Annotated in this window: 20 protein-coding genes and 1 riboswitch; of the genes, 13 read left to right on the forward strand and 7 right to left on the reverse strand. The window is 38.6% G+C overall.

Annotated features, from left to right (window positions below; all coding sequences use genetic code 11):
* The first annotated feature begins 9 nt into the window (after window positions 1–9).
* The 4 genes from parC to LOS73_RS02710 all read left to right on the forward strand — a co-directional run bounded on the left by parC (window position 10) and on the right by LOS73_RS02710 (window position 6,146).
* A complete protein-coding gene (gene parC / locus LOS73_RS02695) occupies window positions 10–2,304 on the forward strand; it encodes a DNA topoisomerase IV subunit A (RefSeq protein WP_007376505.1) in 2,295 nt (764 codons plus the stop codon).
* Between the two features lie 162 nt (window positions 2,305–2,466).
* On the forward strand, window positions 2,467–3,180 hold the full coding sequence (locus LOS73_RS02700) for a 1-acylglycerol-3-phosphate O-acyltransferase (RefSeq protein ID WP_007376504.1): 714 nt from the start codon (window positions 2,467–2,469) through the stop codon (window positions 3,178–3,180).
* Window positions 3,180–3,515, forward strand: a complete 336-nt coding sequence (gene rraB, locus LOS73_RS02705) for a ribonuclease E inhibitor RraB (protein WP_007376503.1) — start codon at window positions 3,180–3,182, stop codon at window positions 3,513–3,515. The genes LOS73_RS02700 and rraB overlap by 1 nt, the downstream gene beginning before the upstream one ends.
* A 1,446-nt stretch (window positions 3,516–4,961) precedes the next feature.
* Window positions 4,962–6,146 (forward strand): polysaccharide lyase family 7 protein, encoded by a 1,185-nt coding sequence (locus LOS73_RS02710; RefSeq protein ID WP_033031384.1) that lies wholly within the window; start codon window positions 4,962–4,964, stop codon window positions 6,144–6,146.
* Window positions 6,147–6,222: 76 nt separating this feature from the next.
* Here the strand turns inward: LOS73_RS02710 and LOS73_RS02715 are convergent, their stop codons facing one another.
* Window positions 6,223–7,194, reverse strand: a complete 972-nt coding sequence (locus LOS73_RS02715) for a zinc transporter ZntB (RefSeq protein ID WP_033015796.1) — start codon at window positions 7,192–7,194, stop codon at window positions 6,223–6,225.
* Between the two features lie 291 nt (window positions 7,195–7,485).
* Here LOS73_RS02715 and LOS73_RS02720 point away from each other — a divergent pair, with 291 nt between their 5' ends.
* The 3 genes from LOS73_RS02720 (at window position 7,486) to LOS73_RS02730 (ending at window position 9,930) form a co-directional block, all read left to right on the forward strand.
* Entirely contained in the window at window positions 7,486–7,908 is a 423-nt protein-coding gene (locus LOS73_RS02720) for an ATP-dependent zinc protease family protein (RefSeq protein ID WP_007376500.1), read from the forward strand.
* Between the two features lie 71 nt (window positions 7,909–7,979).
* Complete coding sequence (rimK, locus tag LOS73_RS02725) at window positions 7,980–8,885, forward strand: 30S ribosomal protein S6--L-glutamate ligase (RefSeq protein ID WP_033040841.1); 906 nt, start codon at window positions 7,980–7,982, stop codon at window positions 8,883–8,885.
* Window positions 8,872–9,930, forward strand: coding sequence for a succinylglutamate desuccinylase/aspartoacylase family protein (locus tag LOS73_RS02730; RefSeq protein WP_007376498.1), 1,059 nt, complete (start codon window positions 8,872–8,874; stop codon window positions 9,928–9,930). The genes rimK and LOS73_RS02730 overlap by 14 nt, the downstream gene beginning before the upstream one ends.
* Window positions 9,931–10,019: 89 nt before the next feature.
* On the opposite strand, the gene LOS73_RS02735 is transcribed toward LOS73_RS02730, so the two are convergent.
* The 4 genes from LOS73_RS02735 to recQ all read right to left on the reverse strand — a co-directional run bounded on the left by LOS73_RS02735 (window position 10,020) and on the right by recQ (window position 14,610).
* Window positions 10,020–10,592: a mechanosensitive ion channel domain-containing protein gene (locus tag LOS73_RS02735; RefSeq protein ID WP_007376497.1), complete on the reverse strand. Its 573-nt coding sequence runs from the start codon at window positions 10,590–10,592 to the stop codon at window positions 10,020–10,022.
* A 75-nt stretch (window positions 10,593–10,667) separates the two neighbouring features.
* A complete protein-coding gene (locus LOS73_RS02740; protein ID WP_457934440.1) occupies window positions 10,668–12,371 on the reverse strand; it encodes a BamA/TamA family outer membrane protein in 1,704 nt (567 codons plus the stop codon).
* A gap of 123 nt (window positions 12,372–12,494) precedes the next feature.
* Window positions 12,495–12,779: a DUF3630 family protein gene (locus LOS73_RS02745; RefSeq protein ID WP_007376495.1), complete on the reverse strand. Its 285-nt coding sequence runs from the start codon at window positions 12,777–12,779 to the stop codon at window positions 12,495–12,497.
* 7 nt (window positions 12,780–12,786) lie between these two features.
* Window positions 12,787–14,610, reverse strand: coding sequence for a DNA helicase RecQ (gene recQ / locus LOS73_RS02750; RefSeq protein WP_457934441.1), 1,824 nt, complete (start codon window positions 14,608–14,610; stop codon window positions 12,787–12,789).
* 133 nt (window positions 14,611–14,743) lie between these two features.
* Here recQ and LOS73_RS02755 point away from each other — a divergent pair, with 133 nt between their 5' ends.
* On the forward strand, window positions 14,744–15,199 hold the full coding sequence (locus LOS73_RS02755) for a thioesterase family protein (RefSeq protein WP_007376493.1): 456 nt from the start codon (window positions 14,744–14,746) through the stop codon (window positions 15,197–15,199).
* Window positions 15,200–15,253: 54 nt separating this feature from the next.
* Window positions 15,254–16,177, forward strand: coding sequence for an EamA family transporter RarD (gene rarD, locus LOS73_RS02760; RefSeq protein ID WP_033031372.1), 924 nt, complete (start codon window positions 15,254–15,256; stop codon window positions 16,175–16,177).
* Between the two features lie 5 nt (window positions 16,178–16,182).
* Here the strand turns inward: rarD and LOS73_RS02765 are convergent, their stop codons facing one another.
* The gene (locus LOS73_RS02765) at window positions 16,183–17,418 is read right to left on the reverse strand and encodes a response regulator (RefSeq protein ID WP_033031400.1); all 1,236 of its coding nucleotides are present in this window, start codon (window positions 17,416–17,418) and stop codon (window positions 16,183–16,185) included.
* An 87-nt stretch (window positions 17,419–17,505) separates the two neighbouring features.
* The gene (locus LOS73_RS02770; RefSeq protein WP_007376490.1) at window positions 17,506–17,880 is read right to left on the reverse strand and encodes a MaoP family protein; all 375 of its coding nucleotides are present in this window, start codon (window positions 17,878–17,880) and stop codon (window positions 17,506–17,508) included.
* Window positions 17,881–17,971: 91 nt separating this feature from the next.
* Between LOS73_RS02770 and LOS73_RS02775 the strand changes: the two genes are divergently transcribed.
* The 4 genes from LOS73_RS02775 to LOS73_RS02790 all read left to right on the forward strand — a co-directional run bounded on the left by LOS73_RS02775 (window position 17,972) and on the right by LOS73_RS02790 (window position 22,469).
* Complete coding sequence (locus LOS73_RS02775; protein WP_033031370.1) at window positions 17,972–18,844, forward strand: LysR family transcriptional regulator; 873 nt, start codon at window positions 17,972–17,974, stop codon at window positions 18,842–18,844.
* Between the two features lie 166 nt (window positions 18,845–19,010).
* Window positions 19,011–19,943, forward strand: a complete 933-nt coding sequence (locus LOS73_RS02780) for a porin (protein WP_033031368.1) — start codon at window positions 19,011–19,013, stop codon at window positions 19,941–19,943.
* A 43-nt stretch (window positions 19,944–19,986) separates the two neighbouring features.
* Window positions 19,987–20,138: riboswitch (cobalamin riboswitch) on the forward strand.
* A 512-nt stretch (window positions 20,139–20,650) separates the two neighbouring features.
* Window positions 20,651–21,463 (forward strand): ABC transporter ATP-binding protein, encoded by an 813-nt coding sequence (locus tag LOS73_RS02785; protein ID WP_033031366.1) that lies wholly within the window; start codon window positions 20,651–20,653, stop codon window positions 21,461–21,463.
* Between the two features lies 1 nt (window position 21,464).
* Entirely contained in the window at window positions 21,465–22,469 is a 1,005-nt protein-coding gene (locus LOS73_RS02790) for a FecCD family ABC transporter permease (protein ID WP_033031364.1), read from the forward strand.
* The last annotated feature ends 3 nt before the right edge of the window (window positions 22,470–22,472 follow it).

Below are 22,472 nucleotides of genomic sequence, written 5' to 3' on the forward strand. Positions count from 1 at the left end.
TAAGCTTTAATGAGTGATACAGATACCTTGCTAATGCAAGGAATTGAGCAACAAACAATGGGGCGTTTTACCGAAGACGCCTATTTAAATTATTCCATGTACGTGATCATGGACCGCGCCTTACCGCATGTAGGTGATGGTTTAAAACCAGTACAGCGTCGTATTATTTATGCGATGAGCGAACTGGGTTTGTCGGCTAATGCCAAGTACAAAAAATCAGCTCGTACTGTGGGTGACGTACTCGGTAAGTACCATCCACACGGCGACAGTGCATGTTACGAAGCGATGGTATTAATGGCGCAGCCGTTTTCTTACCGCTACCCTTTGGTAGATGGACAAGGAAACTGGGGCGCGGCAGATGACCCTAAATCGTTTGCAGCAATGCGTTATACCGAAGCGCGTTTATCTAAGTTTTCAGAAGTACTATTAAAAGAGCTTGGCCAAGGCACCGTCGATTGGACACCAAACTTTGATGGCACAATGGATGAACCAGTAGTACTGCCTTCTCGCTTACCGCATATTTTACTCAACGGTATAACGGGTATTGCCGTAGGTATGGCAACCGATATTCCGCCACATAACGTACGTGAAGTGGCTAGTGCATGTTGTTTATTACTTGATAAACCAAAAACAGAGCTTGAAGAATTACTTGAGCTTGTACATGCACCAGATTACCCAACAGATGCTGAAATAATTACCCCAAAAGCCGATATTCATAAAATATATAAAACCGGTCGTGGGTCAATCAAAATGCGTGCGGTTTACACCGAAGAGCATGGCGATATCGTTATTACAGCGCTGCCGCATCAATGTTCTGGTGGTAAAGTACTTGAGCAAATTGCAGCGCAAATGAACGCTAAAAAATTACCAATGATTGCCGATTTACGTGACGAATCAGATCACGAAAATCCAACACGCATTGTAATTATTCCACGCTCAAACCGCATTAAAGCTGAGCCATTGATGGCGCATTTATTTGCAACCACCGATCTTGAAAAAAATTACCGCGTAAATTTAAATATGCTAGGCCTAGATGGCCGCCCGCAAGTTAAAGACTTGCGCTGTATTTTAAGTGAGTGGCTAACATTTAGACGCGAAACAGTGCGCCGTCGTTTGCAGTATCGCTTAGATAAAGTATTAGCGCGTTTGCATATTTTAGAAGGTTTATTAGCCGCCTTTTTAAATATTGATGAAGTGATTGAAATCATCCGCAGTGAAGATAAACCAAAGCCTGTACTAATGGAGCGCTTTGATTTAACTGATACACAAGCAGAAGCTATTTTAGAATTAAAACTTCGTCATTTAGCAAAACTTGAAGAGTTTAAAATTCGCGGTGAGCAAGATGAACTAGCCAAAGAGCGTGATAAATTAGCGCAAATACTTGGCTCAGAACGTCGTATGTCGACACTGCTTAAAAAAGAAATTCAAGAAGCCGCTGAAATGTACGGTGACGATCGTCGCTCGCCAGTGATTGAGCGCTCAGAAGCGAAAGCACTTAACGAAAAAGATTTAATTCCATCAGAGTCAGTCACTGTTGTGCTATCAGATAAAGGCTGGGCACGCGTTGGTAAAGGCCATGATTTAGATGTACAAGGCTTAAATTATCGTTCAGGTGATGGCTTTAGAGCCTCGGCTCGGGGTAAGAGCAATCAACCGGCTGTATTTTTAGATTCAGCAGGGCGGGCATTTGCAACCGATGCGCACAGTCTGCCTTCGGCGCGTAGCCAAGGCGAACCAATGACAGGTCGTTTTAACTTAACACCAGGTGCTAATTTTGAGCACGTGGTAATGAGTGAAGACGAGCAAGTCTTACTTATGGCGTCAGATGCAGGTTACGGCTTTATTACCGACTTTAAAGATTTAGTGAGTAAAAATAAAAATGGTAAAGCGCTGGTAAGTGTTCCTAAAGGTGGCATATTACTTTCTCCTATTAGGGTGAACGATGTTGCTAGCGATTACTGTATGGCTATTTCTAACGAAGGTCGAATGCTTTTATTCCCACTGCGAGACTTACCAAAATTAGGTAAGGGTAAAGGTAATAAAATCATTTCTATACCAGGTGCTAAAGTACAAGCCCGTGAAGAGTTTGTAAAAGTGCTAGCTGTTGTGCCATTAGGAAGCAGTGTTACGCTTCATGCTGGTAAGCGTAAACTAACACTTAAACCAAGTGATTTAGAGCATTATCATGGTGAGCGAGGTCGTCGTGGTAATAAGTTACCACGTGGCTTACAGCGTGTTGACGAAGCCGTTGTTGAGCTAACTCCTCAAGATGATGAGCCAATAGAAGCCATTAACGAAGAGTAATCAATTACTTTTTGTATAATTAGAAACGGTCTGCATTTGCAGGCCGTTTTTGTTTTAAAATAAAGCACTTAAAGTTTTTCAGCGTACACTTGTGCGCTATTGTCTCGTTTGTGTCACAAAATAACGCTATAATAGTTGTAACTGATTTTTGGAGAAGCCGATTTGCTCGCTGTTATACGTATTTTTATTATGCTGCTATTTATACTATTGAGTTGTTTTTTTGGCTTACTATTGTCGTTAGTAAGGCCATTTCATCCCAATAACGTACACATTATAGCGGGCTGGTTTGGCTCAATGGCTAAAATGATTGGTGTTAAATTAGTTTTAACACGTCATAAAGATGCTGTTGATATTGGTCCTGCCGTTTATGTTGCTAATCATCAAAATAGCTACGATTTATTTACAGTGCCAGCAATGGTGCCCAAAAACTGCGTAAGTTTAGGCAAAAAGAGCTTAAAGTGGATTCCATTTTTTGGTCAGCTTTATTGGCTTTCGGGTAATATTTTAATTGATCGGGCAAATCGTTCAAAAGCAGCAGGTACAATCTCGAAAGCTGCTGAAAAAATAAAGAAAGATGGGTTGTCTGTTTGGGTATTTGCCGAAGGCACACGCAGTTATGGAAGAGGGTTGCTACCGTTCAAAACAGGGGCTTTTCATACTGCTATGAGTGCTGAAGTACCGATAGTCCCAGTGTGTATGAATACAACACATAAAACCATTAAGCTAAATCGTTGGGATAATGGTACAATCTACATTGAAATGTTAGCGCCTATATCACTTGATGAAAGTATTAGCGCGCGCGAGCACGCCCAAAATGTACACAATATTATGGCTGCTAAAATAACTGAATTAGATGCTCAAGTGAGAGATAAATAATGGAAAACTGGCGTGAAATAAGTGAAGACATTGTATCTTCATTACTCGAAGACGGATCTGATCCTGAAATACTTTATGAAGTAGAGCACCACTTTGTGTGTGAAGATTTCCCTAAATTGGAACAAGCAGCCCTTGCTGCGTTCAAATTGGGTTACGATGTTGAAGAGCCTGCAGAGCTTGAGCTTGAAGATGGCAGTAAAATTTGGAGTTTTGACATCGTTGTTGAAGCTGAACTTGATGTAGACGTGATAATGGAAGACGTTGATAAATTAGCGCAATTAGCCGTCGAATGTGAAGTAGAATATGACGGTTGGGGCACTTACTTTCAAGAGTAATTAGCTGCATAACCATAAATAAAAGGCGAGCATTATAGATGCTTGCCTTTTTTAATGTCTTTTGAAAGTGAGTATTATCGAGGTGTATGATACCAATCCGCAATAGTGCTTAATCAATTTGAGGGATTAAATCTGACGCTAATTGTGTTAAAAATATCTGATATACGACTACATGGTTACAGAAGGTAGAGTCATGTAAGAACAATTAGTTATAACAACTAAATAACTAATTTTTTGTTTGTTATCGACATGGTTTTTACCTAAAAAACAGGTCACTTAATTAAGTGAATTGGTATAAATTCAATGCAGTTAGCGCTGAAAATAACTGCTTGAGATAGATTTATTATCCAGAGTTCAAGGTGATTTAGTAAAAGCTCCAGCATTACCCTACTGTCTTACATCTACACAAAATGAGTAGAAGCCGAGCAAAGCTTCTGTGTCCAGAACATACACCTTAACTATAGTCATATAGACAAAAAACAAAGAGTCAATCGGCCTAGGGCGAACTCAAAGGGCTGATAATGTGTGGTATTTATGTTGTGTTATCGCCTATTTAGGGGAAATAATCACACACCATAGGCTCTGCCTAAAAAATACATTGCTGTATATTTAACCTCGAAAGATAAATAAGTTTTAATACCTCACTAAAATAGGTGAAATGTATGAAAGTGATAACTGAATTTTTTATTTTCTTAATAAACTTCATGTACAGGTTAAGGCTTGCTTAAGTGTATTAGTATCTATTTTTTAAAGCATTGACCGTTCGAGCCACATGAATAATTCACTTGCTGCGTTAACTCCCCATTTGAACCTGTATTTTTTACCTTGTTATTAAACCATTTACCCATTGCTTAATTTATTAATGCAACGGGTACGAAGTTTCATGTTTAGAGCATTTTCTATGTTGCCATTGTTAAGTGATTTTTTATCTTATATTTACTTTAAGTAAGTATGCTTAATTGGTCAACCAATGTTAGCGTTGTATTTATAAAAAAGACTAGACCAGTATTTTTGTTTATGCAAATTTTTAAATTGTATTTTTTTTGGTATACCAATTTTTTGTGTTTTTAATGCTTATTCATTATTTTAAAAAATTTAAACTCCATCCTTTTTATATTTTAATTAATATTAGTTACTGTTTTAAATCATTTTTAGTGTGTATTTAATCTGAAATAGAAATGGTATTAATACTTATTACCTATTTAATTAATTATTGCAAATTTATTACAAGATATATAACTTGTGTCTCGCCACACTGGCAATATCAATTGGTAATTTATTTTTGTAAGTCCAGTTATTGGTTTTTATCTAAAATTAAATTACCAGTTACACAAACACAAACACAAGTTGAAACCTGTTTACAGGCGGTGATCTAGGTTCGGTGGAAATGCCACTAAACTAGGCAGTTAGATTATTTTCATGTGCAGGTTCGGAGAAATGAAGATAATGATTAATCAAAAATCCCTATTTATTTTTGCAATAATGACTACAAGCTCAAGTTTTTTGCAAGCAGCAACGATTAATAATGCTGGTTTTGAAGACGGCTGGAGTAATTGGAATGAAGTCGAACCAGCAGCTATTTCGGGAAGTGCTTACAAAGGATCCAAATCCTTAAAAATTCAAGGTAGCCCTGGTCGTGTACATCAAGTTGTTGATATAGAAAGAAACACTCAATACACATTAAGTGCGTACGTACTAGGCAAAGGTGAAATTGGAGTCAATGATCTGAATGGTTTGTTTAAAAGCGAGAAGTTTGATGTTTCTTCGTGGACTAAAGTATCTAAAACCTTTACTTCTGCGAATACGGATTCATTACAAGTTTTTGCTAAACATAATAATAGTTCGAATGATGTACGTTTTGATGATTTTACGCTAAGCAGTGGCGGCTCTGGTGGGGGTGACACTGGTGGGGGTGACACTGGCGGCGGTGATACTGGTGGCGGAAGTAATATTCCAAGCAGTATTACAAGTGGTAGTATTTTTGATTTAGAGGGGGATAATCCTAATCCATTGGTTAACGATAGCACATTAGTATTTGTGCCATTAGAAGCGCAACATATTACGCCTAATGGAAATGGTTGGCGTCATGAGTATAAAGTTAAATCTAATTTACGTGTTGCGATGACTGACACTTACGAAGTATTTGAAGCTAATGTTAAAGTTGAAATGTCCGATGGTGGAAAAACTATTGTTGCCCAACACCATGCAAGTGATACAGGCACTATTATGAAAGTGTATGTGTCTGATTCGTCAGAGTCAGGTTTTGATGATAGTACTGCAAATAATGGTGTTTTTGACGTGTATGTACGTTTGCGTAACACCAGTGGTAATGAAGAAAAGTTTGCACTAGGTACTATAACCAGTGGTGGTTCATTTAATTTAAAAGTTGTGAATAATTACGGTGATGTTGATGTAACCGCACTTGGCAGTACTTTTGGTATTCCGGTCGAAGATGATTCCGAATCTTACTTCAAATTTGGTAACTACCTACAATCGCAAGACCCATATACATTAGATAATTGTGGTGAATCGGGTAATTCAAACTCCTTTAAAGAGTGCTTTAAAGATTTAGGTATTACTAAATCTAAAATCACAATGACAAATGTTAGCTATACTCGAGTAACTAAATAATTAAGTATTATTTATAAAGCCACTTTAATTCAAAGTAGAGTGGCTTTTATACTCGTTGATAGTATATGAATTTAATTTATAACCATTTTTTGTTTTTAAAGTAAATGCCAATACTGCCCGTTAATACGATTAAAAAAACCACAAATAACGTAAATGCATATGGACTCTCTGTGCCAGGTATGCCCCCTACGTTCACACCTAATAAGCCAGTTAAAAACCCCAGAGGTAAGAATAAAGCAGCGACAACCGACATGACGTACATGCGCTGATTTAATTGCTCAGACACTTGGTTTGTGATTGTTTGTTGAATAATTTGTGCCCGTTCTATGGCACTATCTAGCTCTTCTAGATAGCGAATAAGCAAATTTGTCGTTTCATTTAACTTTGCTTTATCGTCATCAAATAACCATGGATAGTGGTTGTTCACCATACTGCTTAATGCTTCTTTTTGCGGCCTTAAGTAGCGCTTTAAGGCGATTGTTTGGCGACGCAGTTGCGATAACCCTTGGTTATCAAAAGGTTTACTTGGTTCGTCTATTTCTTCTTCAAAATCATCTAATGTTTCATCAAGCGAATCAATGACGCTTTGCATTCGTGATGTCAATTTTTGTGCTATTGCGCATACTAATTCCGATATGTTGCATGGGCCGGTATTACTACTAAACGATGTTAAAATATCTTGAATTGATAATAATCGACGTTTACGTGTCGTAATTACAATATCTTCATTAATGAAAAAGCGAATTGATACCATATCTTCAGGGCTTTGCGCCGGATTTAAATTCACCCCGCGTAAAAATAGCATGTGACCATTTGTGGCAGATGTAATACGTGGGCGAGTCTCATCTGCGGTTAACGACTCTAGCTCGTAATCTGTTAAAAAATCACAATTTTTAAGCCATGTAACGACTTCTGTTTGACTGTAATCCATGTGTACCCAGAGCTTACCCTGTCCAGGTTTCCAATTATGTAGCTCATCAGTGTTTGAAATGGGGCGTGCACCACCTCGTTCGTCAAGAACTAGGGCGTGGAGTAAACCATTAATCATATTAGTTTCTCATAATAGTGTATTTTTAATACTGTTAACTATAGTGTATCTACTTAATCAAAATAGACTTATCTTTATTTTTAATAAGTTAGTTTTTAAATTAATAAAGCATAAATTTGGTGTGAATTAAATTGCTAGCAAACCAAGATAGTTAACTGTGCAGTAGAAAAATATAGTGAAGTTTGCGGTCGATATTTATCAATCAAATTCACTTGTCGACGGGATAAATTTATTTTGTTGGTGTTTTTTTACCTGTAGCGTATAAGTCACTTTTTTATTAAGGGCACATTTATGACGACAAAGATCACTATTGGTTGGCGTGAGTGGTTGAGCTTACCTGAACTGGGTATTGAGCGAATAAAAGCTAAAATTGATACAGGCGCTCGTACATCATGTATTCATGCTATTAACATTGAAGAGTACGAAGTTGATGGAGAAAAATGGGTTAAGTTTACAGCCCAGCCATTGCAAGATGATGAACAAACGAAAATCACTTGTAATGCAAAGGTTAAAAAAATAAAAAACGTAACAAGCTCAAGTGGACAAAAAGAATTACGTTATTTTATAGAAACAACATTGCATGCGGGTAAGCATAGCTGGCCTATAGAGATGACTTTAACCAGTCGAGCAACAATGAAGTTTAGAATGTTATTAGGGCGTACAGCCATGGAAAATCGTGTCATTGTTGACACGGCTTTATCTCATTTATTATAAAAGTATTGAATTTTATGTCTGAAAATCAGCCATAAATAATTAATGCATACAATTTAGTTAAGGTTTTAACTATGAAAATCGGTATTTTATCTCGTAACAAAAAATTATATTCAACACGTCGTTTAATCGAAGCGGCAGAAGAGCGTGGCCATGAAGTTAAAGTAATCGACGCACTACGCTGTTATATGAATATAAATTCAGAGCAACCAGAAATTCACTATCGCGGTGAAAATTTAAAAGAATTTGACGCAATCGTCCCGCGTATTGGTGCATCGGTTACATTTTATGGTTGCTCGGTACTTCGTCAGTTTGAAATGATGGGTGTCTACCCTGTAAACGAATCCGTGGCAATTTCTCGTTCGCGCGACAAATTGCGCTCGCTTCAGTTACTTTCGCGCAAAGGCGTTGGTATGCCAGTAACAGGTTTTGCTAGCAAACCAGATGATGTAAAAGACTTACTAGAAATGGTAGGCGGTGCACCTGTTGTAATTAAATTACTTGAAGGTACACAGGGCATTGGTGTTGTACTTGCTGAGACGCGTAAAGCGGCTGAAAGTGTTATTGAAGCATTTATGGGCTTAAAAGCTAATATTATGGTTCAGGAATATATTAAAGAGGCAGGTGGTGCAGATATTCGTTGTTTCGTATTGGGCGATAAAGTAATTGCAGCAATGAAGCGCCAAGCACAAGAAGGTGAGTTCCGTTCTAATCTTCACCGTGGTGGTAGCGCGACATTAGTACGTATTACTCCTGAGGAGCGTAAAACAGCAGTTGCAGCCGCTAAATCAATGGGCTTAAATGTGGCTGGTGTCGATTTACTTCGCTCATCTCGTGGGCCACTTGTGATGGAAGTAAACTCATCACCTGGTCTTGAGGGTATTGAGATCGCAACAGGTAAAGATATTGCAGGTATGGTGATTGACTTCATCGAAAAGAATGCTTCAAGTAAAGGAACAGCAACACGTGGCAAAGGTTAAAATTAACCGTCCTTTTACCTTATTAGGTGAACAGATTGGCGTAGGCGAGCGTAAAACGCTTGCCTTAGAAGCCGCAAAGCTTTACACCCATTCACCACTTAATATTCCTATAGAAGTGGTGAATGGTGTAATGGAAGGACCTGTGCTAATGGTCTGTGCTGCTATTCATGGTGATGAATTAAATGGCGTAGAAGTTGTACGCCAGTTACTTGCTAAAATAGATCCTAGTCAGTTACGTGGCACGTTAATCGCTGTGCCTATTGTGAATGTGTTTGGCTTTATTCATAAATCGCGTTACTTACCAGATCGACGTGATATGAACCGCAGTTTTCCAGGCTCTGAACGTGGCTCGTTAGCAGGACGTATGGCTTATATGTTTTTTAATCAAGTAGCAGTACATTGTACGCATATCATTGATTTACATACGGGGGCTATTCACCGGACTAATTTGCCACAAATTCGTGCTAATTTAGCAGATGAAGCAACAGCTGAAATGGCTAAAGCATTTGGCACGCCAGCGGTTATAGATGCATCACTGCGTAATGGCTCTCTTCGCAGCGAAGCGGCTAACTTAGGCATACCTGTTATAACCTATGAAGCAGGTGAAGCACTACGATTTGATCCTATTGCAATTGCAGCCGGTGTGCAGGGCGTTGATTATGTTATGCGTCATTTAAAAATGATTCGTGGCAAACGCCCGAAAAAATTACCAGATCCGATTATTGCAGGTTCTACAAGTTGGATACGCGCAGAAGTTGATGGCATTGTTCGTGCTCAAGTATCATTGGGCGAACGTGTAATTAAGGGCCAAATACTTGCTTATATTAGTAGTCCGTTGGGTGACTCTGAACTTGAGCTTTTAGCACCTAAAGGTGGGATTGTTATTGGCCAACAAACGATGCCATTAGTAAATGAGGGCGATGCAGTCTTTCATCTAGCTTACTTTGCGAGTGACAATGGTTTAGTTGAGCAGCAGCTAGAGAGCTTTATAGACGAAATAAATGATTTAGATGACGAACTTAAAACTGCGGAACTAAATAATTAATCGTTAACTTAAATTCTGTTTAGTTAAGCATTAAAAAGCCGCAGAAGGTAATTACCTTCTGCGGCTTTTTTGTGACTATTATTTTTTAACTATGTTTTTTTAGGGCCAATAATACGCTTTATAACAGGCGTTTTTGTTGGTTTTGGTTCTTTATTTAAAACCATGACAGGGCGCGTCACAAATAAATTGTTAGGATAAATAACACGATGGCCATCAATGTGTTCAAGTACTACATTCATCAAACCCATTTCGACAATGCGACCTTCAACATGATTCGCGCCATCAATAATTCGTACCCAATAACCAACGCGGCAGTCGTTTTGAATAAACATTAATAAGAATGCAGTTAAGTTACTTAATAACGACCATGCGGCAAAAAGTGCAACACCTAGCATGGCAAATAATGAGGAGCCAAGTACAAGTAAGCCACGTAATTCAATGCCCCAAAATACCAGTACTAAGCATATCATTACACAGGCAAGTATTATTTTAAGCAGTAGTTCTGCGCGCGATTTGTGATGTAAATCTACTTTACCCTTAATGGTTTTTTCGAGAAGCTTTTTAGTCAGCTTTAATAGCAACGGATAAAGTAGTAAGGCGATCAGGGTCACAATCAGTTTATATTGTGTACCAAAAAAATCTAAAATCTCTAACGGTTCCAAAATACATTCTCATATGGGGAGTAAGTAATAATTAAGTAATTAGTTTAACGTTTTAAGATGATGCGAAATAGTTATTTAAAAAGATTTTTTCACATTAACTAACCATTGTACTGAGTCTACATCGTCATAACTATCAAGCGGTGCGGCGATGTCAATGTGGATCATAGTACCTGCGTTAGCTCTGCTTGGGGCTAAGCGTAAACCTATGCCAACATTTTTAAGTACGTGATCGTTCTCGCCATTATCTTTGTCGTTAAACCACGCTCGGCCAACGTCAATAAACCCAGCGCCACCTACTTTAAATAGCTGAAGCAAATCGTACTCCCAATAATAGCGTTTTTCTAAACTAACTAAAAAACTGCGATCGCCGTGTTGATAATCCATAGGGTAGCCTCGTAAACCAGTTTCACCACCTAAAGTAAGTTGTTGGTCGGCAGTTAAGTTTTTAGCATATTGCAAACGCCCTTTTACATACCACGATTGATCAACACTGGTGTTTAAGTAGTATTGAATTTGACTAGTGGCCCTAAAGTTTTCTAATTGTTTGTGTTCTTTATTCCAATATCCTTCAATGTCAGTGTTAAAACGCCATAGAGTATTATCGCCAGAAAAATGTGCTTTTTTAAAATTTAATGAATAAATAGCACGACTATCATCATCACTCAAAGATTCATCAGAGTAACCAACAAGGGCTTTAACATTCCAGCCTAGGTTTAAATCTTCAGTGCGGTACATACTGTCGAAATTGCGTACTTTTATAAAGTTATCTTCAAACCAGTGGCCGCTTATAAATGGGTAACTTAAACTTCTGTCATCGGCAAGTGGTGCAAAGGTGGTGTCTATAGCTTCAAAGGTATGCTGCTCGTCGGTATAACCTAAGGTTAAGCGCTGGGTCCAGTTATTATTAAGCGCTTTAGAGTGCCCTATAAATGCACTGGTTAAATCGCTAGTTTGATCAAATTCGCTAAACTCTTCGCCGCGTTTATATAATGACTCTTCGCGCTGTTCTGAATAGCTTAAAATACCGTAACTAAGAGGGGTGTCAATTGCGTAAAATGGATAGGTTAACTCAAGTAAATGGCGCTTGCCATCGCTGTTATCGGCGTACTCTAGACGGCCGCGGTAGCGAGTAGATAAAATATTAGGATCGTCGTAAACAAATAAGTAACCATTGCGGTCGCTGTCAGTCGTGCGTGAAAACGATAGGCGTTTACCCCAACCAAAGAGGTTTGATTCTCTAAAGCCAATGCTTGATTTATTTTCACCACCGCTGCGGCTAAAGTTTATTTCAGGTAGAAGCGTCCATAAATCACGAGTCACTACCTTTACATCAATGTCACCATCGCAGTTCTCAGTTGCACTAATTTGGGCGTCATATAAGTAACTTTCTTTGCGTAGGAGGCGCTCTGATTCAGCTAATTTTTTAGCATCATATTTATCGCCGGTGGCAAACAGTAGGAGGTTATTAATTACATCCGGTTCGGTTTGAATATGTGCGCGGTTGGCAAAGCGAAATAATGCATTATTTTCTTCTTCGAGTTCGGTATTAAATACATTGAGTTGCTTAAGTGAAATAGTGGCAATTTTAGCATTGGGTTTAGCGCTTACAATGGAGATATCGTCGTTGAGTTGGCGGCGTAAGTTTTTATTATTAGAGTGGTCTAACTTTTCAACTTGGCAACGAGTATTATCATGAGTTTGTGCTAATGCGCTTTGCATGAATAAGGCTAAAATACTTAAGCTAATACAGTACTGTGTGATCCATTTCTTAGTTACCATTCAAACCCTTTACTGCTACGTAGCAAATTACTACCGTAATATCAGCTTACATCATAGTTACTAAAATGTAAGTTAAAAGTATTGAGTTTGAAAATTAAATATAAGGACTTTGAACTAAAGCCGCTAACTTAAATAAAAGGTGAGTGCAGCAAGTAGATGATCGGCTTCAGTGCCTTCTCCATTTATCCAAATACTTTGGCTGTAGTGCTCATAGTTTAAATTAAAGGTTTGCTGCTGGTAGCTAAAGCGAACTTGATGACGGTCAGCACCAGCAGAATACTCGTTGAGCGTTATATCGTCTGAATGTAAAAATAATGTACTCCACAGCTCAAAGTCTTCGTCATGCGGAGGCTCGATGGGCGTAATTACAATACATTTATGAGTATGGTCGTATTCTATTTTTGTCATAATGCTCTTAATTTGTAGCTAAGTAATTACGAATTGCAGTTAAAAAGGCGCCGCCATATTTATTTAATTTAGTGAAACCAACTCCCGACACTTTTAAAAACTCACTGTCATTTGTTGGCATAAGCTGCGCCATTTCAGCCAAGGTTTTATCATTAAATACTACATACGGTGGTACATCGTCGGCATCAGCAAGTTCTTTACGCAGTGCTCTTAAGCGGGCAAAGAGCTTTTTATCATAATTAAATTGCGCTAATTTATCTTGGTACACGTGCTTGGCTTGCAGGCGAGGTTCAGCCAATTGCAAAGCATATTCACTTTTTAAAATTGCACGCGCGGCTTCTGTTAATCTAAGTGACGCACCTTGTGTTATATCTTGGCTTAGTAAACCCTGATGAATAAGTTGACGTAAAATACTAAGCCAAAATTCACTGCTTTTATCTTTACCGATACCGTAAGTACTTAACTCATGATGGTTGTTATCGCGTATGCGGCTCGTGTTTGCACCGCGAAGTAATTCTACAATATAACCTAGGCCAAAACGTTGCTCAGCTCTATACACACACGAAAGCGCTTGCTGTGCGACTAACGAACCATCAAAGCTTTTAGGTGGGTTTAAGCAGATATCACAGTTGCCACAAGGTTCGCGCTGGTATTCACTAAAGTAGTTTAGCAATATTTGACGGCGACACGTTTGCGCTTCAGCAAAGCTAGCCATGGCGTTAAAGCGTTGTTCTTCTACACGGCGACGTTGTTCGTCATCAATGTCTTCAAAAAAGCGCCTTACACGACCAATGTCAGCCGGATCAAAATACATGATGGCTTCTGCGGCAAGGCCATCTCGCCCAGCTCGTCCTGTTTCTTGATAGTACGACTCTATACTTTTTGGAATATCGTAATGCAATACAAAGCGTACGTTAGGTTTATTAATCCCCATCCCAAAAGCAACAGTTGCTACTACAATTTGAATGTCGTCGCGGGCAAACCCAGTTTGCACGAATTGTCGTTGTTCGTTACTCATACCCGCATGGTAAGCGGCAGCGTTTAGCCCTGCATCTGCAAGTTTTTCAGCAATGTCGTCTACGCGTTTGCGGCTGGTGCAATAAATAATACCGCTTTGGCTTTTTTGCTCTTTTAAGTAGCGAAGCAATTGCACCATAGGTTTAAATTTTTCTTCTATGGTGTAGCGAATATTGGGGCGATCGAAGCTACCAGTATGAATATAAGGCTGTTGTAGTTTTAATTGCTCAACGATATCAAACCGGGTCGCTTTATCAGCCGTGGCGGTAAGCGCCATCATAGGAACATGTGCAAAACGTTGCTTTAATTCGTTTAAGCGAAAGTAATGAGGTCTAAAATCGTGACCCCAATGCGACACACAGTGCGCTTCGTCAATGGCAAATAAGCTCACATTTAAATGCGATAAACGCTCTAAAAAGTCGCGTTGTAATACTTTTTCAGGCGCTACATATAAAAGCTTAATTTGCCCCTGATGAAGCTGTTGATACACCAATTGCTGTTCTTCTCGCGCTAAGCTGTTATTAACGTAAGCGGCTTTTACGCCAAGTGCTTGGAGTTGCGTTACCTGATCTTGCATTAGCGATATAAGCGGAGATATAACAATGGTTACGCCTTCAAGCACTAAAGCGGGTATTTGATAACACACAGATTTCCCACCACCTGTGGGTAGCAATACAAGCGAGTCATGCCCATTTATAGCTGCATCAATAACTGCTTTTTGACCGTCGCGAAATTCGCTGTAGCCAAACACTTGTTTGAGGACAGTTTCTGGTTTACGCACAAGCGTACTAGAAGGTGGTGTTAATGTATTCATTGGCGGGTATTTTAGTGGTTTTTTAACGAGATGTCTTTAGCTGAGTTACTTGATGAATTATTTAAGTGGAGTCTCGTAGTTTTACACTATGTATGTTTTACTCATCTTACCAGTTTTGGCATAGAGAATAATAATGAATAAAGAAATGTTAATTGAACAAGTCGGGGCGTTGTTTGTAAATGGCATGCCGTTTAATCAGTTTTTACAAATATCGGTAGAATCACTGAGTCCTGAACAAGCAAAAATTACCTTTCCTTGGCAGGATGTATTTATTGGTAATCCAGCGCAAAAAATATTACACGGAGGTGTTATTTCAGCCGTGCTTGATAATGTGGGAGGAATGCTTGCTGCAGCAAGTGTGATTGATAAATTAACAGACTTAGATATTGGTAGTGTGCAAGCGAGGCTAGCTACGCTTGGAACCATCGATTTACGCACCGATTATTTACGCCCAGGCAAAGGCGAAGTGTTCACCGCGAGTGCAACGCTTATTCGTTCAGGCAACAAAGTGTGTGTATGTCGAATGGAGTTACATAATGAAAAAGCTATTCAAATTGCGTTTGGTACTGGTACGTATTTAGTTGGATAAACAATCCATGGAGAGTAAACTAGCGACCTTTTAGTATCACTAAGTGTTTTTATTATGTCGATTGATACAGAGCAGCGTAAAGGCGCTGTTTTTGCTTGCCTAGCATTTGTGATGTGGGGGTTAGCACCTATATACTTTAAATTTATCCAGCATGTGTCAGCTTTTGAAATATTAATGCATCGCGTTGTTTGGTCTGTCGTTTTTTTAGTACTTGTGGTAAGTATTCTTAAATATTGGCACAAAATAAAGCGTATTATTGTTCAGCCCAAACTAGTGTTAATGCTTGTTATTACTTCAGCGTTACTGGGGTTTAATTGGGGACTTTTCATATGGGCGATAAATAATAACCATATGCTGGATGCAAGCTTGGGGTATTACATAAACCCATTGTTAAATGTATTGCTGGGTATGCTTTTTTTAGGCGAGCGTTTACGTAAGTTTCAGGGCGTTGCCGTTGCACTCGCGTTTTCGGGAGTATTATTGCAACTCGTTAGCTTTGGCTCGTTTCCGGTAGTTGCTTTTTCATTGGCAATATCATTTGCACTTTATGGCTTATTACGTAAAAAACTCCCCGTTGAAGCTCTGCCAGGGATATTGCTTGAGGCACTTATATTATTACCTGTAGCGCTTGTTTATTGGTGGTTAATGGCGCCTTCTGACACATCAAGCCTTCCCGCTAACGATTGGCATACTAATGCGTTACTAATTAGCGCGGGCATTATAACTACATTACCGTTATTGTGTTTTACTGGCGCAGCTAAGCGTTTGCAGTACACTACATTGGGCTTTTTTCAGTACATTGGGCCAAGCTTAATGTTTATGCTCGCAGTGGTGTTTTACGGTGAGGTATTTGATGCAGAAAGATTAGTTACATTTGCATGTATTTGGAGTGCGCTTGCTATATTTAGTTGGGATTCTTACTATCAATCACGCAAACGAAAAAAAGCGGCAGTGGCGACAGCACAAGTGGCTAGTTAACTATTCTAGCTAATAATTTTGTTGCGGCCAGTTTCTTTTGCATCATAAAGTTTTAAGTCGGCCTGTTTTAATAGTTCATCAATTTGATAAACAGGCCCTGACGAAAAACCAATAGAAATTGTGAATCTAATGTTGGCTTTACTAAATTGTTGGCTATTAGCTTCTATAAAGTACCTAAATCCTTCAAGTTTTTTGAGTGCTTCTTGTTTATCGGTATCGGCAAAAAAAACAGCAAACTCTTCACCCCCCAAGCGTGCTACTAAATACTTTTTAAAGTATTTGCTAAAACAAATAGATAAACCTTTTAATACTTCGTCGCCTGCATCGTGGCCATAGGTATCATTAATTGCTTTAAAGTGATCGATATCAAGCATAGCTAATGCGCCATTACCGTTATCAAGTTCAATTTTCTTAAGGGATTTTCTAGCCTCTTCAAAAAAGTAACGACGATTGGGGATTTTTGTGAGGTAGTCTGTATTAGCTTGGTTTTTTATGGTTGCTAAAAGCGTTAACATATCGACATTTTGGCTTAATCGACAATAAAACTCCTCACTATTGAAAGGTTTATGTAGGTAATCATTTGCCCCGTTCTTTAAGAATAAGGTAGATAAATCTGAAGAATCAGCGCCTGAAATGCCAATTATTGCTTTTTCATCGTTATCATATAAACGCCTGATTTCTGTGCATAGTTCATCGCCGTTCATATTAGGCATTTCATTATCAGTGATAATAACGGAGATATCAGGTGATGTTTCAAGCATAACAAGTGCTTGTTTACCATCTTCAGCTTGTAAAGTTTGATATTTATGGCGGGTTAACAAGCTACATATGTACTGTCGTGTGGATAAAGAGTCGTCAACAACGAGTACTTTTACATTTTCGTTTCGAGGTAGTCGTAATAGCTGTTTTTCGAGATACTGATACGCTTGTTTATTTTCTTTGATGATGTAGTCAATTATAGGGTATTTTTCTACTGTATCGCGTGTTTTTTTATCAATATTACCCGTCATTACAATCGTTGGGATTTCAGCGTCGATAGTACAAGGAACTGCTTCGCCATTAGGCGCATCAGGTAAAATAAAGTCAACTACAGCACAAAAGTAGCTATTTTTACTGATAAGTTCTTTTGTTTGAGTTAGAGATTCAGCTATATCTACTTCATAACCCGCTTTAAGCGCGATGTGTTTTTGCACCCGCGCTATTGTTGGCGTATCTTCAACTATTAGTATTCTTCGCGTCACGTCACAACCTTGTTTATATTTTTGCAAAAGTATTTGCTTATACAAGTTGTAACTGCTAAAACGCAAAAAAGCAAATAAGTGAAGAGCTTATAGGTTATCTGCTTCAGAATAATACTCTTGGCTTATAGGAGCTGGCCCTGATATTTTTGAGCGGCCAAATAGGGTATGAAACTTACTCTTACATGTTGTAAGTTTAAGGTATTTAACCCAAGCACGCTCAATCGGATTTGTTGGCTCTAAAGTCCCCATTGCTACGGCTAAAAATTGTTCTTGGTGTTCGTTTTGTGGCTCAATAGTTTTGTTGTGTAAGCCTTTTAAAACAACGCCATGTTGGTCTAATATGCTGGCTTCTAATAAGGTGAAGTTTCCACTACGGCTAAAACCGCGTGGGAAGTTGTGATCATCATAAAACTGACGTTGGCTAACAAATGCTTGACGAAGTAGTGAAATATCATTGCTCATAGCTTTATCCTCATGCCTTAGTAATTAGCTGGAGTATGATGCAAGTTTGGCAATTTATTAAACAAGTTATTTTTATCGTGAGGATAAAAAATTGGATATAGATTTATTAAAAACATTTGTTGAAGTTGTGCGTACACGTCACTTTGGTAAAGCGGCCGAAAACCTTTATATCACCCAATCTGCGGTGAGCTTTAGGATTCGTCAGCTAGAGCAGGGACTTGGGGTTAATTTATTTATACGCCAGCGTAATAATATTCAACTTACAGCGCCGGGTGAGCGTTTGTTGCCACATGCTCAAATGATTATTACGGGTATGCAACGCGCCAAAGTAGATGTTGCGCTTGCCGATAATATGCATAAGCAAATTAGCTTAGCAGGAACGCCTAATATTTGGGATGCTTTTTTACAGTTTGGTATAACAAATATTGTATCGGCGATGCCGGGCGTGTCATTAGTCGCAGAAGTTAAAGCACAACAAGAAAGCACTCGGTTGCTATTAGAGCGAACTCTCGATTTAGCCATTTTATTTGATCCGCCTAAAGTAGATGAATTAGTAGTAGAGCGAATTTGTGAACTGCCTATTATTCCAGTGAGTGGCTATGATACTGCAACTAACGAAAACTTTTTTGATAACCAATATGTATATGTTGATTGGGGAACAACTTTTTCACTTTGGCATGCGCGTCAGTTTACAGGTAAAACGCCGCCTTACTTCAGAACAAGTACTGGTCGTATAGCACTTGATTTAATATTACAGTGCGGCGGGAGTGCGTTTATTCCTCAAGTACTTGTAGAGCATCATTTAAATAAAGGTGATTTATTTCATGTTAAAGATGTAAAAAATACGTCACGAGATGTATTTATTGCCTATCATAGAGATAATGAACAGAAAGAATTAATAGAAACGTTGGTAAATTTGTTATCACAAATGACACCTAGCTTGACGCTGGAGCCTAATTTATAGGTACAAATGAGTTGCTGAGTATCGATGTTATTTTGATTTCATATTTAATGCACTTTTATTAATTTAAAATTACAGAAATATTTCGATTGTAATATTTCTGTAATTTTACAGTGACAAACTGCTGCTGTTTTAAAATTAGTCTTTTGTGATTATCCAAGGAAATAACATGAAATTTGTAAAATCGAGCTTATGTTTAGCGCTATTAAGTGGCTTATCTTTTAATGCTCTTGCTGATGTAGACGTGTACGGCAAAGCGAATGTAACTATTCAATCATCTGATGACGGTGAAGGGTCGTTCACTGAAATTAAAAGTAATAATTCTCGCTTTGGTCTTAAAGGTTCTGAAAAGATAACAGAGGGCTTAGAGGCTGTTTATAAATTTGAGTTTCAAGTTGACGTGTCTGATGCGGACTCAAAGGGTGATAATGATGACAATATTTCTGCGCGTAACCAATATATAGGGTTAAAAGGTGTATTTGGCCAAGTTGTTGTTGGTCGACACGATACTGCACTTAAGTTATCTCAAGGTAAAGTTGATTTATTTAGCGACCTTGAAGGCGATATTAAAAGTATATTTAAAGGCGAAAATCGTTTAGGTGATTCTGTTACTTATTCATCAAATACTTACGAAGATTTTAGAGTACTTGCTACTTTTATTGCAGAAGATGATGAAGATGCAAAAAATGGCTATTCACTAGGACTTACTTATGGCGATTCTTCACTTAAAAAGAGTAAAGTATATGCATCAATTGGTGTTGATAGTGAAGTAAATGGCTACGATGTAGTTCGTGCAACTGTTCAAGGTAAAATTAATGATTTTAAAGTAGGCGCAATGTACCAAACACAAGAAAAAGTAGACGGCAGCGCAGAGGCTGACGGGTACTTATTAAGTGCAGCTTACATAATGGGAAACAATACATTTAAAGTGCAATACCAAACTATGGATTTTGACGACAGCGATGATAAGTCAGCAATCTCAGTAGGTGTTGATCACAAGTTAAATAAAAATATTAAAGTATTTGGTTTTTACTCGGGCTTCGACATGGACAACAACGTTGACCAAGATTACTTAGGCTTAGGTATGGAATACAAGTTTTAACTATTCGCTAAATTAGTTAAAACACTCCCTTTTTAACCGCACTCTTTTGAGTGCGGTTTTTTTTGCTTTAAATTATTTACTTAGCCGCCCATAATAGAGCTTAATTTGGAATGAGGTGCGAGTCCTCGACTGTTCCCGCAACTGTAATTAGCGCAAAGCTTTAAGTCAGATACAAATGGTATAGTACCAATTTTATTAAAAACATGATCTTTTTAGTGAATTAAATAACTTACTAACTTCGTTAAAAATTATTCATATAGAACAACTATATGTCATAATTTCCGCCTTGTTATTAAGCTGTTTATTTGTCGCTATAATAAATCACTAATTTAATGCAATTGGTATGAATTCTTTTAACGAGCGGGTTTACTCATTTTTCTTGTAGTGCATTAGTATTTTTATCGCATTTTTGGTGAGTTTAACCTAGGGTCTGTCGAACTTTGCGGATTAAAATTTGTTCAAACTAGGGGCTATTTAATCGCGGCGCGAGGTTTGTAACCTAGTGGGCTAAGTAAAAACCGAGCAACAAAGAGTAAATAGCCCCTAGGAAGAACCCTTTGGGCAGCGCCTGTTTGGCATTAATGCTACGTTATCGCCCATTTATGGGGAATAACCACACTACATAGGCTCTGCCTTGCCTAAATACCAAACAGACTGTTGCAAATTTAACCTTGAAAGATCAACAGACCCTAGCCTAGGACTGACTATTGCACACTCAAACGCCATTAAATACACCATTACTAAACGTTAAAAACGTATCGTGGGGTATTGGCAATAAAACGATTCTCAAAAAAATAGACCTTAAAATAACTACAGGTAAATTTGTTGGCTTGATTGGTCCCAATGGCGCTGGTAAATCGAGCTTATTGCGTTGTTTATATCGTTTTAGTAAACCCAGTGATGGCGTTGTAGAATTTAACAACACCGATATTTGGCAATTAAAAAGCGATGAGTACGCAAAAAAAGTAGCGGTTGTTTTACAAGAAACTCCGTCGCAATTTAACTTAAGTGTATTTGACGTTATTGCGCTTGGGCTAACGCCTCATAAATCGCTATTTAGCTCAATAACTAACATTGATAAACAGAAAATCACCCAAGCTATCAACACTGTAGGGTTGGCAGATCATAGCGATCAAAGCTTTGAGTCACTTTCGGGGGGGGAAAAGCAACGTGCCTTGATAGCCCGTGCGATAGTCCAGCAACCTCAGCTGTTAATAATGGACGAACCAACTAGCCATTTAGATGTTAAATATCAAATACAAGTAATGGAACTTGCTAAATCGTTGGGTGTAACGGTATTTGCATCGTTTCACGATTTAAACTTAGCTTCTGCAATGTGCGATGAACTAGTGGTTATTAAAAACGGTGAAATTACACATACAGGCGCGCCAAGTGAGGTATTAACCGAAAACATGCTAGGCGACGTTTTTGGTGTCTGCGCCCAAGTAAATAACCACCCGCAATTATCGAAATCGGGAAATAGCATCCCTCATATCACTTACTTTTATGGTTACAAATAATATGAGCGCAGTTAATACTCGCCACTCACTTGCGCTATTTGTAAGTGTTGCAGCTGCTTTATTTAGCTTATTTGCAGCACTTAGTTTTGGTGCAGCAGAGACCTCACTTCAAGACGTACTTAATAGTTTTTTGCTCTCAAATGAGGCGTCTTTTAATACGCGTATTATTTTTGAACTAAGAATGCCACGCACATTACTCGCCTTTTTAGCTGGCTCTGGTTTAGCAATTTCGGGGCTTATTTTACAAACGGTAACGCGTAACCCTTTAGCCGATCCTTACTTGTTTGGTATATCGTCGGGTGCCTCATTTGGCGTGGTATTACTTATGGCGCTAGCAGGCGTTAGCGCAGGTTTTATGTTATCGGCAGCAGCATTGCTGGGTAGCTTACTCGCCATGAGTTTATTAATACTTATTGCAGGTAGGCAGCAAAGTGCACAGGTAGAATCAATGTTATTAGCAGGCGTCGCTCTATCGTTTTTATTTAGTGCATTTACCAGCTTGTTGCTTTATTGGAGCGACCCTCAGGCAGTAGCCGCTATTTTATTTTGGACACTGGGCAGCTTTGCGCGTGCGCAGTGGGCTACGCTTTGGTTGCCTTTGTTGGTAATTACATTGTGTACGTTTGTAATGTTGAGCTTTAGAAGGCAACTCAATGCTATGTTACTGGGCGATGAAAGCGCAATTACATTAGGTGTTAGGGTCCAGCGCTTTAGAATACTCATGCTGGTTTTGAGCTCGTTAATTACCGCTGTGCTGGTGGCTATGTGTGGTGGTATTGGGTTTGTAGGATTAATGATACCGCATATTGTGCGCTTTTTTATATCCCAAGGCACCATCGCTGGCTTACTGGTAACCAGCTTGGTGGGCGGTACATTTATGGTGTGGGTTGATGTACTTTCGCGCTCATTGCTTAAAAACCAAGAGCTGCCCGTAGGCGTTATTACTGCAGCTATTGGCAGCGTATTCTTTTTGAGTTTATTGTTTTTTAGAAAGCGAAAGGTGTAATTC

The sequence above is a fragment of the Pseudoalteromonas sp. SCSIO 43210 genome (assembly GCF_054133285.1).

Excerpts from the sequence above, each read along its gene's own strand:
- parC (WP_007376505.1), top strand. The coding sequence starts at position 10 with ATGAGTGATACAGATACCTTGCTAATGCAAGGAATTGAGCAACAAACA.
- rraB (WP_007376503.1), top strand. The coding sequence starts at position 3,180 with ATGGAAAACTGGCGTGAAATAAGTGAAGACATTGTATCTTCATTACTC.
- LOS73_RS02710 (WP_033031384.1), top strand. The coding sequence starts at position 4,962 with ATGATTAATCAAAAATCCCTATTTATTTTTGCAATAATGACTACAAGC.
- LOS73_RS02715 (WP_033015796.1), bottom strand. The coding sequence starts at position 7,194 with ATGATTAATGGTTTACTCCACGCCCTAGTTCTTGACGAACGAGGTGGT.
- LOS73_RS02720 (WP_007376500.1), top strand. The coding sequence starts at position 7,486 with ATGACGACAAAGATCACTATTGGTTGGCGTGAGTGGTTGAGCTTACCT.
- rimK (WP_033040841.1), top strand. The coding sequence starts at position 7,980 with ATGAAAATCGGTATTTTATCTCGTAACAAAAAATTATATTCAACACGT.
- LOS73_RS02740 (WP_457934440.1), bottom strand. The coding sequence starts at position 12,371 with ATGGTAACTAAGAAATGGATCACACAGTACTGTATTAGCTTAAGTATT.
- LOS73_RS02745 (WP_007376495.1), bottom strand. The coding sequence starts at position 12,779 with ATGACAAAAATAGAATACGACCATACTCATAAATGTATTGTAATTACG.
- recQ (WP_457934441.1), bottom strand. The coding sequence starts at position 14,610 with ATGAATACATTAACACCACCTTCTAGTACGCTTGTGCGTAAACCAGAA.
- LOS73_RS02755 (WP_007376493.1), top strand. The coding sequence starts at position 14,744 with ATGAATAAAGAAATGTTAATTGAACAAGTCGGGGCGTTGTTTGTAAAT.
- rarD (WP_033031372.1), top strand. The coding sequence starts at position 15,254 with ATGTCGATTGATACAGAGCAGCGTAAAGGCGCTGTTTTTGCTTGCCTA.
- LOS73_RS02770 (WP_007376490.1), bottom strand. The coding sequence starts at position 17,880 with ATGAGCAATGATATTTCACTACTTCGTCAAGCATTTGTTAGCCAACGT.
- LOS73_RS02780 (WP_033031368.1), top strand. The coding sequence starts at position 19,011 with ATGAAATTTGTAAAATCGAGCTTATGTTTAGCGCTATTAAGTGGCTTA.
- LOS73_RS02790 (WP_033031364.1), top strand. The coding sequence starts at position 21,465 with ATGAGCGCAGTTAATACTCGCCACTCACTTGCGCTATTTGTAAGTGTT.